The following is a 12394-nucleotide window of genomic DNA, read 5'->3' as shown; positions in this document are numbered from 1 at the left end:
ATTTCGGCAAATCGTCATTTATATATCGATTTGCCAGTTTTTATCATGGTCGATCATTAAAATAATGATTGTCTTAATGACCATTTTACTCCGTGGATATGTGATTTATTATGCCATCTCGTTCCCAACATGCCTTGATGTCTACTAAAGACAAAAATGTAGTGCTGTTCATTAGCTTCATCAGCGCTGTGATATTTTTTGATTTTTTGATTTACTTGTATATCTCAGATATTGTTTCAGCGGCGATTTTTCCTGCTAATGCTGACCCTAGAGTTGCTAAACTGCAAGGTATGGGGCTTTTTGTTATCGGTTATTTAGCACGTCCAATCGGAGGTGTTCTCATCGGTCGTTATGGTGATATAAAAGGTAGAAAGCCCGTTTTATTGCTAAGTATCATAGTCACCGCATGCAGTCTCTTAGCAATGGCATTTTTGCCAACTTATGCACAATGGGGGGCTGCTGCGCCTGCCTTATTTATATTGTTAAGAATCATACAGGGTATGGCGTTTGGTCTTTATGTACCGCTATCTTGGGTATTTGTAGCAGAGCATGTGCCCAGACAGTATCTGTCAGTTGCCTGTAGCTACGCGACTGCTAGCTTCTTTGTAGGTGTGCTGTTTTCAAATGCCTTTTTTATGTGGTTATCTAGCTTTATGACGACGACTGAGCTAACTGATTATGGTTGGCGTTTACCATTTTTAGTAGCGGCGGCTCTTAGTTTCTTACCGCTCTTATTTTGGCGATTCATCGGAGAAACACCCTTTTTTCTGGCACTTACAAAATTAAATACCGGCAAAAACTCAGGCAAGCCGCTTACCATACTCTTTAAACACTGCAAACACTCTGTGTTTGTCGGCATGGTGCTGACGTTAGTGATTTCTAGCATTACTTCTGTGGTTGTTCTACTATTGCCAGACTTGATAGAGATAAACTTTACGTTAGACAGCGATTTGTTTGGATTCTCCCATAGCTTGGGCATCGTATTTATGATTTTTGGCTGTATATTCTATGGGATAATTTCTAATCATGAGAATTTTGGTAAGGTTCTAGTAATTGGTTCGATACTCCTCATTGCTCAAATACTAGCCTTCTTTTATCATCTACAAGCAGGTGGCGATTACATTTTAATTATGTACGCGCTTTTGGGATTCTGTGCTGGTATTGTCGGTATGGTTCCTGCTATCTTGGTGCAATTGTTTCCAACCAACGTGCGTCTCACAGGTATCTCTTTTTGTTATAATGTGACCTACGGTATCGTTGGTGTACTGATACCTTTTGGTCTTGGTTATGCCACAACTTTAGTAAGCTTTTCACCAGCACTATACATTGCCTTTATTGGCTTTATCGGTATTATCATGGGGCTGTATTTTTATAATTTGCCTGAATTTAAAAAAATTGACCATGTTATTTTATAAGTAATTGGTCAATCACTGTTTCGCATGACGCTTGAAGCTCTGGAAACGCTTGAAACTAAGGTGCAATGGGTTGTCTCATCCATTGCACCTTATCCATTTATTTAAGACACAAATATTAAGGCTTGATGACCATGGTTGATATGACCAACAAACGCCTCTCAGTTGCGCCAATGATCGACTGGACTACGACAGATTATCGTTATTTTGCACGACTATTTAATCCACATACCTATCTATATACCGAGATGATCAGTACTGGCGCATTGATACATGGCAATCGAGCACGCCACTTGCGCTTCGATACGCTTGAGCACCCTCTTGTATTGCAACTCGGCGGTGCAGACATCGATGAGATGACGCAATGCGCAGAGTTTGCTCAGCAATATGGCTATGACGAGGTCAATATCAATGTTGGCTGCCCCTCAGATCGCGTACAGCACAATAAGATAGGTGCCTGTCTGATGGCAGAACCTCAGACCGTCGCTGATTTGGTCAAGCATATGCAAGCTGCAGTCGATATACCTGTGACGGTCAAACATCGTATTGGCATCGATGACTTTGATAGCTATGAGTTTATGGTGGACTTTGTGCAGACAGTGGCAGCGGCAGGTTGTACCCGCTTTATCGTACATGCACGTACGGCATGGTTGCAGGGGCTCAGCCCTAAGCAAAACCGCGAGATACCACCACTGCGTTACGATGATGTGTACCGTCTAAAGCAGGACTTTCCTGAGCTAGATATCGAAATCAATGGCGGCATCGATACAATTGAGGACATCCGAACGCACCTACAGCATATCGATGGCGTGATGATTGGTCGGGCGTTTTATCACAACCCGTATCTATTAGCAGAGGCCAATAGCTTATGGAATGAGGAAACTCCTGAGACAATACCTAAGCGCTCAGAGATTTTAGCGCAGCTTTATCCCTATCTCGAAGAACAACTCGCAAAAGGCGAAGCGTTGCCAACGATGACACGGCATTATTTAGGACTCTTCCAAGGTCTGATGGGCGCGCGTAAGTGGCGTCAAGCATTGAGCGGCAAACCTCAGCTAACGCTCGATGACATTAAACGAGCAGCCGATGAAGTATTATTGTTAAATCCTGACGCATAGCTAAATGCTGATATAACTGGCTTGATAGAATTCACATGCCAGCCATCGTTGTGGTCAGCTTTTTATCTATGCCGCTTGCACAATATACTGCCACATCGCTGCACCATTATTGACAATGTGCAGTACGATTGGCAGTAGTAGCGAGCCTGACTTAATCCGTGCATAGCAAAATATCAATGCCAACACTACGATGGTACTGATTTCATAGATACCATACTGCACATGGATCACAGCGAATATCAAACTTGTCACAATACTGGCGACAATCGCCCCATGATTCGCTGAATAGGATGGTGCCGTGAACTGTTCTGCGATGGCTGACCACAATATACCGCGAAAGATAACTTCTTCATAAATTGGTGCGACGACCACCATGGCAAACACCAACAGCCAAACCGAACTTACAGACTGATAGAGTGGATCAACAAAAACCAGCGGCGCCATATCGAGTACATACGTCAGTGCCTGACTGGCAATCATAAATATCAGTAGCAGCCCAAGCATGCCTATACCCATCGACAGTGAGAACGGCTTTAAGGCTAGATATTGACGCAGGCTGCCACCTTTTAAACGAATGATAAGCATGCTAATTGCCACTAGCAATACACAGCCGATAAGTATAGACAGGCTCACAACCGTTCCGTCATTACTACCAAAAAAGAATATACGCCCTATCGATGTCCTTTCATCGGCAGGTAATACCATCTTGCCAGCGACATAAACACCTACCAACTGACTGATAAAAAATGCAAGCACCATTCCTACTGTTAGCACGAATGTATCCACGCGCGAAAATAGCGGCAGAGACTTAGGTGAGACAGTCGTACTAGATGGCGCAATTAGGTTCTTCGGCATAAAGGTATCACTTAAAAATACTCTGGCAGCTCATATCCATTACAAGCATGACTGATAATATGTTGCGTTTATTTTGACAGTTGCTGCTTGATCAATCCTAACACTAGCTTTGAGACAGACTCTGGATGCTCAAGTGGGAACATATGCCCTCCTTCGTGAGTCTCATAAGGAATACCCAAGCGCGATTTTATCTGCTGCGGAAAGCGACGTTTCAAAAAGATACTTTCTTGACCAATGATTAAAGTTACAGGCACTTTGGGGCCACGGTTTGGTGCAAGCCAATACCAAGAGGGATTGGTACGGAACACAGCAACTTCGCTGGCTTTAGGGATAGCCAATGTCACTTTGCCATCCGCGCGCTCATGTAAGCCGTGATCGATATATCCTTGAAAGCTACGCTCATCAAAATTTTTAAAAAACCCTTTATGTCGCATTTTCTCATATGCTTCATCTCGGCTATCCCACACATCACGGCGATGTTTGGACACTCCAGCTGGTGATAGTTTGTCCATCAGACGATTATTCATAAGCGGTAATCTGTCTGCTGTCTTTGCCAAATGCCACAACAAGCTGACTTTGCCATAAATCCAAGGCGGGTCCATAAGCACCGCTTGTGCAAACAAATCAGGCTGACGATACGTGGCCTGCAACGTACACATAGCCCCAAGCGAATGCCCTACTCCTACTACCTGTGCAACGCCATGCTTTTCGCAGGCACTGTTTACGCTATCAATGATTTGCTGCGTCAGACTACGCCAATGATCATCCACTGGATAATCAGGCGTATCGCCCAACATCGCAATATATTCAATCGTAAAAAACTCTGATAAACCTTCAAAAAATGGCTCATATACAGCGCTTGGCATTCCATTAGCATGAGCAAAATGCAGCACAGGTTTATTGGTTATTTTAGAGACAGACAGTTTAGCAAAGGACTGCAAATTTATTTCATCACTCATGACAGACTCTCGTGGGAACGTTTATGTTATATATTATTTTTAATGATTGAACCTTGTACTATTGTCAAAACCAACAGCATCAAAACTAATCCCTTCAAAATCAACCATGTTTATATGACAAGTTTGACGACTGTGTTTGATGGTTACAGTTGTATAGCTAATTTAATCAGGCTATCACTTGGGCCAAGGTTTTTATTTGGTATTGCATACAATTAAGGCTGAGCACAATTATATGCTCAGCCTTAACAATCATACACATTATATCTAGAACATAAAACGCTTAACGCATCTGCCCAGTGTTGCTTTCTTGTGGCAATACATCAAGACTAACGCTAGAGCCAATACCTGCACCTAACTTCACTGCAAAACGGTCCATAAACATTTGGAACGGATCGGTTGGGCTATAGCTAATGATCGTATCAAGGTCGAGTTGCTTACTTAGACTTGTGATACTACCTGTTTTGTCTGCTAAGCCTAGCTCAATAGACTGCTCACCTGTCCAGAATAACCCTGAGAACAGTTTGTTTTGTTCAGGATTTTTCAGACGGTCGCCGCGACCTTCTTTGACAGCGTTGATGAAATGCTTATGCGTGTTTGCTAGTACTTTTTCGACATGATTTTCTTCATAATCAGTCAACGGACGAGATAAACTTAAGATATCTTTATACTCACCAGCCGTAATCGTACGATCTTCTACGCCAACTTTATCCATCAAGCCTTTAACGTTATAGCTTGGCATAATGACACCAATAGAGCCGACCAAACTTGATGGATTGACATAAATTTCATCTGCGGCAGACGCAATATAATAAGCACCTGAAGCACCGATATCACCAATCACTGCATATAGCTTTTTGTCTGGGTACTCTTGGCGTAAGTCCATCATGGTCTGCCAAATCTCGTCAGACTGTACCGGTGAACCGCCAGGTGAGTTAATGTCCAATGCCACTGCTTTTGAGTTGCTATTTGCAAAAGCGTCTCTCAATGCTTCATTGACATCATACGCATTAGCCACATCGTCATTACTGATGACGCCTTGCAGCTCAACCACTGCTAAATGTGGATCGCTAGTATCGACTGCGTCCATACCTGTTGGCGTACTGCTGCAACCACGACCAAGGGTCAAAAATATCAATAAGATATAACCAAAGGTCAGTAGTTTAAAAAAGATACTCCAGCGACGAGCGCGGCGCTGCTCAACCACACTCGCTAATAACGTGTTTTCCAGCACCTTCCATTCTTGTCCACTTGGCGGGCTTGGTTGCTGCGGTTGCGTTGGCTGATTTGCCGAGTTATCAGGACGTTTGTTAGGGTCTGGTGGCCAGTTGGGCATATAACTTCCTAAGTTAGAAACAATCTAAAACAATAAAATGAGGTTGTCGAGAAATACAGCTAGAACGGTGATATATACCTGATACTTTCTCACCATATCTGTGACCTATGTTTATATTAATAGGCTACTAAGTATGGTGGTATTTCGATAATGGTTCAATAGTATAACTGTGAAATATCACTATATTGTAACGCTGATAATATAAGCCTTATTTTTCAGAGTTAGTAGTCTCGGCGTTGGGAATGCTATCAATGTTATTTAGCGATAATGCCGCGTCTAACGGTTTGTTATCATAGGTTATAACTTCATCAACTCTCTGACGACTTATGATATCGCCTGTAATCTGCGAGGCACTGTGACCAAGCCAACGTGTATTTTTGAATAGCATGTTCTCATTATTCGATTCAGCTGAACATAGTAATGACCACAGTTGCCAAACGCGTTGATGAGTGTCAGCATTTAAAATCAAACGCGACTGGAAAGACTCTGACTGTTTGCCAGTTAACTGGTTAGATGCTACTTGTGCTTGAGGGCTGACAGGTGAATTGACAGGTAACGAATTGAGTGGGTCTGCCGCATTGTATCTCAGAACGCGTATAGACAAGTTAGTATCAAGAGCAATCGTACAACCCCAAATGCTAGTGTCACCTATCTTGGTCCAACCAGTGATGGCCTGTACTGACAACTCATCGTTGGCCGACTGCCATGTTTTGCCTTGCTCACAACGTTGGGCACTGATAGTAGGCGTATTTTCAGATTGCCTAATTATTTTATAGGCTTGCTGAAATGCAGACCAACGATCAGAGCGCCCTGCTTGCCAATATTGGCTAATGGTTAAGCGGTCATTTAATTGCGCAACGGTCATCGGTAGTAGTTCAGAATTTTTAGTATTAGCAATATTCTTATTGTCAGGAATTAACGTATCAGTCAGGCTAACACTGCTACTCTGTATGACAATGCTCTCTAACTTATCGACAGATAAACTGCCCAATTGCTGCTTTAAATTTTCAGATAATTTGTCTGCTGTCAGGCTGCTTGGCATCGTTCGTGTAGAAGCTGGTCTATGATCAGCTAAGAACAACCAATTGGTACTGTCTTCATTGACAGTAGGATATTGCAGCAATGCCGCCGTTATATATGAATCACCCGTTGGCAATATATATAGTGTCGGTACCGTGACGAATGACTGCTGATTGGCATACACCGTCATCATCAGTAACGTTAATGGTGGCAACGTCAACCAACGGCTGAGTAAACCTCGTGGCAGCAGCCAAGGCAATGCACTTAGCAAAGCCATCGATAGTATCGCGATATTAACTGGTGTATAGAGCCACGCATCCGATAGCGCTGGCAATGACGTCAGCCAAATCATTAAATCATGTAGATGACCGACAATCGTACTAATAACCATCCAAAGAATATCAGCAATACTCGGCATTAGAAGATAACACAGCCCGGCTAATAGATTGAGCGGTACAATCACCCAACCAAATAGCCCGATAGCAAATAAATTGATAAAAAGTCCCCATAACGACGCCTTACCAAATAAAAGCAACGTAACGGGTAATAAAGTAAGAAACAGCCAAAACTGTAGCTTAAACACTCGCTTGAACGTTTGCCAAACACGGTTAGATAGCGCGTTATTGATATGAGTACGTGGCTTACTATCGTGTACAGTCGTTGCAGCAGTAGTCTGATGCTGATACGACTTATCGTCATACTTGAGTAATAATGCCACTGCAATAAAAGATAGCCAGTAACCTGCCTGCCACAATACGTAAGGGTCACGCCAAACCATCAACACAGCTAGCGCCAATAGCACGCGCATTGTACTAATAGGGAGCAATGTTAATCTGACAAATCCAATCGCTAATAACATCCAAGCCGTACGAGCAGCAGGCACGTCAAAACCAGTAAATAGCGCATAAATAAAAGCGGCACCAATCATTACCCACCAACGCACTTGCCAACGCGGAATACGACGGTAAATCGCCGAATAATTACGATCAAACAGCAGTACAACTATGCCTGCCAATACAATAGCTAAAAACAGTACGTGCGTGCCTGAAATAGCGAGCAAATGTGAGATGCCCGCCAGTTGATATAAGTCCTTAGTATCACGATTAATCAAGCTACGATCACCCGTGAGCAGACTTAATGTCACGGCTTTTGCTTGTTGCTCTGCTGTCGTTTGCGCTGACCAGTCTTGATAGAAATGCTGTCGTAATCGCCAACGCCCTTGATCAATATGAGTACGAAAGCGCTGAAGATATGAATCAGAGTCTAGCGACTGCTTCGAATATTTTTCATTGCTGATTTCGTTGCTAATTTCGTTACTGTTTACCAATGTAGGGCTAACAGTCAAAATACTTGCAACGCCATCAATATGCCGTCCTCGCAACCAGCGATAACTGTCAAAACCAGTAGGGTTATTGACTGCTTGTTCAGAAGTAGCCAATGGCGCCAGTGCTAGGCTCATGAATATCTCATCACCGGGTTGCAAATCGTTTAAGAATGCAAACTGGCTATCATTTACAGACTTTCTTGGATAGGCGTTAAGTAAGATTCGGTGTTCGCTGACTTCGATACTAACTTCATTGGGATTAACATTGTGATTAGTGCTTAGGCTATTTTTATTTGCATCTAAGTAGTCGGATGTTTTAGTTGCTAACTCTTGGGGCGTCAGCTCAACGGTCAATGGAGCGATGTTCGTTATCACCGCTGCTTGGCGATAACCGCTGTCTGTAGTGGCATCATAAACACTGTCGCTCAACCCTTCGATACGCACGAGTGCTTGTACTCGTATCGGTGCAGTTATTTCAGTGGTTTCTGCTCGTTGGTGAGTAACCAAAGCTTGCAGTGCGCTACCTATCACTAACGCAGTCGCTAACAAAGCCAAGAACAAGTATCTAATAATTCGGAAAGGAAATTTAGTATGGCGAGATGTGTTGTTAGAGGTCTTTTTATCAACACTGTAGCTGTCTATCGAGGGTATGTTGAATTGAGCAGACGCCAACAGAAAAGTGGCAAATACAATAAGCGCCAAAGACAGATTGGACGGATCAATCATATCTAGCAAAGATAAGTCGGTTGGCATTACCACATTATCTGCGACTGCCAATACGCCCATCATAACTATAATTATGAGGCTACCAATCAACCAGTACACCAGCACTCCTTGCTTGATGACTTAAATATTATTCGGCCAAATATGGTTACTTACTATAGCAAATGACACGCGATGCAATAGCATTTATATTTATATTACCCTATACTGAGGCAACGTATTAGGTGGTAACTATCTGACACCACCATTCTGTGTGTTCTAACCTTTATCCTACTCACCATATATTACTTTATACCAGCTTCTCAATACCATTGAGTAGACTGTAGTTAATGATTAAAGGCGATCCTGTGCCCCAAAAACGTCTAAAAGACCTACTTCCTACACCAGAGAAAATCTTAGAAAGTCGCACTTTAAAGCTGTTTGCACCGCACTTGGCTGATCCAAGGTTATGGCATTTCAATCGACACAGCCTAAATAAGGCCGTCTATATCGGTGTACTAAGTGCATTTTTTCCGCTGCCAGGACAGATGTTACTGGCACTTATTGGCTCGCTTATTTTTCGTGCCAATGTTCCTATGGCGCTTGGTTTGACATGGATTACCAACCCAGTCACTAGCTTGCCCATCTTTTATGCTGGATACTATATCGGCGCAAAAATCATTGATGCACCTGTGATTAGCTTGCGATTCATCGGTAGAATGATTGCGGACTTTAGCTTATGGGCATTATCAAATGGTGCCAATCCGTTCATTACTTATCGCGGTACAGTATCACTTGCTGCATTTTGTATCGGATTAACGATTTTGGCCGTAGTCACCAGTCTTATTTGCGGTTTGGCATTTAAGGCCATTTGGCGTTATAAGACCGTAGCGAGCTGGCAGAAACGTCAGCAAAAACCTTCTGACGAATCTGACAAGTTATAATGCAATTTATCTTTGTTATATAGCTATAACGCTTACGCCCTAGCTAAGCTTAGCTAGCAAAGCTTATTCTTCTTTACTGTTCTCTATAGCATTTAAGACTTTGTCAGTGAAATTGCTATCCATCGGTATGATCTCAATGACTTCATCATTTTTACAGAGCGTATAACGCTTACCTGTCGCGCTTTCTTGAACTTTTAGGTCGTAATCAACCCCAGCTAAAGTAATGGCATCAAATACAGGTGTTAGTAGCTCAGTTTGCGCCTGTCTATCGAGCGTTTCGAACAAAGTTGGATCGATGTAAGGCTTTAACGGCTCATCACCCTCTTCTGCACTGCCAAAAGCCGCAATTGGATTATCATCTTCACGCATTTTACGCATCCTTATAAAATAGATAAGGCGGCTGGCTCACAACCGCTTAATCGCTAGTTTCTATGATATGTTTTCTTAGTAATATAACAATAACTCTTTAATATGACAGCCACTATATCCATGACAGATGCCAATAAATGGCGTTTCGGTCAGTTTTTCGACCTAATACAAAAAATTATTAATACTGTTCCCAATGTCCATTGCGAAGCAACAACTGACGGTCAGCAAGCGCCGCTAAATTGCGGTCGTGCGTCACCATAAGTAGCGCCGTTTGCATGGTGCTTTGTAGCTCTGACAACAGACCAAAAACGCTTTGTGCATTGTCATAGTCCAAGTTACCTGTTGGCTCATCCGCCAAAATAAGCGATGGCTTAGTCACTAGCGCGCGTGCAATCGCTACACGTTGACGCTCGCCACCTGATAGCTCACCTGGTCTATGCATCAAACGATGCTCAAGACCGACATTTTCCAAAATCTCAACCGCCTGCTTACGAGCATCAGTCGTTGATACTTCTGGACGCATCAGCAATGGCATGGCTACGTTTTCGATTGCTGTAAACTCTGCCAATAGATGGTGAAACTGATAAATAAAGCCCAAATGCTTATTTCGCATAGCTCCACGCTCAGTTTCATTCATGCTATTTAATAGCTGACCATGCAACCAAACCTCACCACTGGTTGGCGTATCTAGACCACCAAGCAAATGCAGCAACGTACTTTTACCTGAACCACTGGTTCCAACGATAGCGATGCGCTCACCCGCATGAACAGTCAGATCAAGACCAGTCAATACTTGTGTACTGACCGCGCCTTCATCATATATCTTATTGATATTGGTCGCCTCTAAAATGGCAGACATAGCGCTTCCTTTATTTTATTTATTTATTTCAACAGTTAGGCGTTTGCGATTACTCATAGCGTAGCGTTTGAGCAGGCTGAATCTTAGCCGCTCGACGTGCTGGATAAATCGTTGCCAAAAAGCTCAATACAAACGATGCACCTGTGATTAATACCACATCTAACAAACGCAACTGTGATGGCAAGTAATTGACAAAATACGCATCAAACAGGTTCAGGCCGAAGGCTTGGTTAATAAAGCCTAAAATATCGCTGACCGTAAGTGCAAATATCACACCCAGTATCGTACCAGCGATAGTACCGATGACCCCGATAACTACACCTTGTACCATAAAGACTTGCGTAATCAAGCGAGGAGACGCACCAAAGGTTTTTAAGATTGCGATATCTGCTTTTTTATCGGTCACTAGCATGACCAGACTTGAGACAATGTTAAAAGCGGCAACTAAGATAATCAAAAATAGCAATAGGCCGACCATGGCTTTTTCCATTTGAATTGCCCCAAACAGATTGCCATGAGTCTGTGTCCAATCATTTGGATACAGCTTTTCAGGTGCGATAGCAGCCGCTTTTTCCGCAGCTATCGGCGCAGTAAAGATATCGTTAAGCTTCATACGTACGCCCTGCGCGCCTTCTGGCAGACGCAGTAATTTTGCCGCATCACCCATCGGGATAAACGCCATAAGACTGTCTACTTCTGGGCTAATCGTAAAGATGCCTGTCAGAGTAAATCGCTTAAACCGCGGTATCACGCCTGCTGGTGATGGTGACGCTTCTGGCAATACTAGCGTCACTTTATCCCCTATTTGCAGACCCAAGGACTGCACCATCTCCTCACCCAACACGATACTGAAGTCACCACTTTTCAGGGTGTCAATACTACCTTCAATCATATGCTCATTGATGATGGAGACGTTTTTTTCGTATTCAGGCTCGACGCCCGTCACCATGATCCCTGCGACCTGACCATTTGATGTCAGCATCCCTTGCAGTTGAATGAATGGTGCCACAGCTGCCACTTCTGGGTCTTCTTTGATCTGATCAGCGAGCTGTTCCCAGTCACCAATAATTTCTGATGAGACCACCGTAGCCTGCGGTACCATTCCCAAAATACGGGTTTTCAGTTCACGGTCAAAGCCGTTCATCACTGATAGCACCGTAATCAATACGGCAACCCCAAGCGTCAGACCAATCATCGAGATGAGTGATATAAAGGAGATAAAGCCATTACTACGTTCTGCTCGGGTATATCGTAAGCCGATAAATAACGCTAAAGGACGAAACATATTCAAACTCTTTATCTTATCTACGTGCGACTTTATGTAGGTTGCATAACGAGCAGTAGTAAATGCATCATACAGTTGCTACTACTCACATATAAATCAAACACAAAAACAGGGGGTCAGACGAGCCAATAACAGCTGTCAAAAGGGAGCTAGTTTGACACAAACTAGCTGATATGTGCCAGTCATTAGCAACAACTGAGAGTATTTTTTACCA

Annotated in this window: 10 protein-coding genes; 3 read left to right on the top strand and 7 right to left on the bottom strand. The window is 43.1% G+C overall.

Annotated elements, in window-relative coordinates; translation table 11 throughout:
• Window positions 1–110: 110 nt before the first annotated feature.
• Both I3249_RS08285 and dusA read left to right on the top strand, forming a co-directional pair.
• Entirely contained in the window at window positions 111–1415 is a 1305-nt protein-coding gene (locus I3249_RS08285; RefSeq protein ID WP_238069485.1) for an MFS transporter, read from the top strand.
• Window positions 1416–1546: 131 nt separating this feature from the next.
• Window positions 1547–2530, top strand: a complete 984-nt coding sequence (gene dusA, locus I3249_RS08280; protein WP_238069484.1) for a tRNA dihydrouridine(20/20a) synthase DusA — start codon at window positions 1547–1549, stop codon at window positions 2528–2530.
• 66 nt (window positions 2531–2596) lie between these two features.
• Here the strand turns inward: dusA and I3249_RS08275 are convergent, their stop codons facing one another.
• The 4 genes from I3249_RS08275 to I3249_RS08260 all read right to left on the bottom strand — a co-directional run bounded on the left by I3249_RS08275 (window position 2597) and on the right by I3249_RS08260 (window position 8846).
• Window positions 2597–3385 carry a CPBP family intramembrane glutamic endopeptidase gene (locus I3249_RS08275; protein ID WP_238069483.1) on the bottom strand — a complete coding sequence of 263 codons (789 nt, stop codon included), beginning with the start codon at window positions 3383–3385 and terminating at the stop codon, window positions 2597–2599.
• Window positions 3386–3453: 68 nt separating this feature from the next.
• The gene (locus I3249_RS08270) at window positions 3454–4344 is read right to left on the bottom strand and encodes an alpha/beta hydrolase (protein WP_238069482.1); all 891 of its coding nucleotides are present in this window, start codon (window positions 4342–4344) and stop codon (window positions 3454–3456) included.
• A gap of 280 nt (window positions 4345–4624) precedes the next feature.
• A complete protein-coding gene (sppA, locus tag I3249_RS08265) occupies window positions 4625–5677 on the bottom strand; it encodes a signal peptide peptidase SppA (protein ID WP_238069481.1) in 1053 nt (350 codons plus the stop codon).
• A gap of 208 nt (window positions 5678–5885) precedes the next feature.
• Complete coding sequence (locus I3249_RS08260; RefSeq protein WP_238069479.1) at window positions 5886–8846, bottom strand: ComEC/Rec2 family competence protein; 2961 nt, start codon at window positions 8844–8846, stop codon at window positions 5886–5888.
• A gap of 245 nt (window positions 8847–9091) precedes the next feature.
• Here I3249_RS08260 and I3249_RS08255 point away from each other — a divergent pair, with 245 nt between their 5' ends.
• Window positions 9092–9667, top strand: coding sequence for a DUF2062 domain-containing protein (locus tag I3249_RS08255; protein WP_227522947.1), 576 nt, complete (start codon window positions 9092–9094; stop codon window positions 9665–9667).
• A gap of 63 nt (window positions 9668–9730) precedes the next feature.
• Here I3249_RS08255 and I3249_RS08250 read toward each other — a convergent pair whose 3' ends face one another.
• From I3249_RS08250 to I3249_RS08240, 3 genes are all read right to left on the bottom strand, one after another.
• Window positions 9731–10036, bottom strand: coding sequence for a hypothetical protein (locus tag I3249_RS08250; RefSeq protein ID WP_238069477.1), 306 nt, complete (start codon window positions 10034–10036; stop codon window positions 9731–9733).
• A gap of 178 nt (window positions 10037–10214) precedes the next feature.
• The gene (lolD, locus tag I3249_RS08245) at window positions 10215–10895 is read right to left on the bottom strand and encodes a lipoprotein-releasing ABC transporter ATP-binding protein LolD (RefSeq protein ID WP_057760792.1); all 681 of its coding nucleotides are present in this window, start codon (window positions 10893–10895) and stop codon (window positions 10215–10217) included.
• Between the two features lie 49 nt (window positions 10896–10944).
• On the bottom strand, window positions 10945–12180 hold the full coding sequence (locus I3249_RS08240) for a lipoprotein-releasing ABC transporter permease subunit (protein ID WP_102092330.1): 1236 nt from the start codon (window positions 12178–12180) through the stop codon (window positions 10945–10947).
• Window positions 12181–12394 lie beyond the last annotated feature (214 nt).

It is taken from the genome of Psychrobacter sp. Ps1, assembly GCF_022129425.1.
Lineage (GTDB): Bacteria > Pseudomonadota > Gammaproteobacteria > Pseudomonadales > Moraxellaceae > Psychrobacter.
This window is presented reverse-complemented; position numbering and strand designations above follow the sequence as displayed.

Bases quoted from the DNA above. Each gene is read 5' to 3' on its own strand.
- I3249_RS08285 (WP_238069485.1), top strand. From the start codon at position 111: ATGCCATCTCGTTCCCAACATGCCTTGATGTCTACTAAAGACAAAAAT.
- dusA (WP_238069484.1), top strand. From the start codon at position 1,547: ATGGTTGATATGACCAACAAACGCCTCTCAGTTGCGCCAATGATCGAC.
- I3249_RS08275 (WP_238069483.1), bottom strand. From the start codon at position 3,385: ATGCCGAAGAACCTAATTGCGCCATCTAGTACGACTGTCTCACCTAAG.
- I3249_RS08270 (WP_238069482.1), bottom strand. From the start codon at position 4,344: ATGAGTGATGAAATAAATTTGCAGTCCTTTGCTAAACTGTCTGTCTCT.
- sppA (WP_238069481.1), bottom strand. From the start codon at position 5,677: ATGCCCAACTGGCCACCAGACCCTAACAAACGTCCTGATAACTCGGCA.
- I3249_RS08250 (WP_238069477.1), bottom strand. From the start codon at position 10,036: ATGCGTGAAGATGATAATCCAATTGCGGCTTTTGGCAGTGCAGAAGAG.
- lolD (WP_057760792.1), bottom strand. From the start codon at position 10,895: ATGTCTGCCATTTTAGAGGCGACCAATATCAATAAGATATATGATGAA.
- I3249_RS08240 (WP_102092330.1), bottom strand. From the start codon at position 12,180: ATGTTTCGTCCTTTAGCGTTATTTATCGGCTTACGATATACCCGAGCA.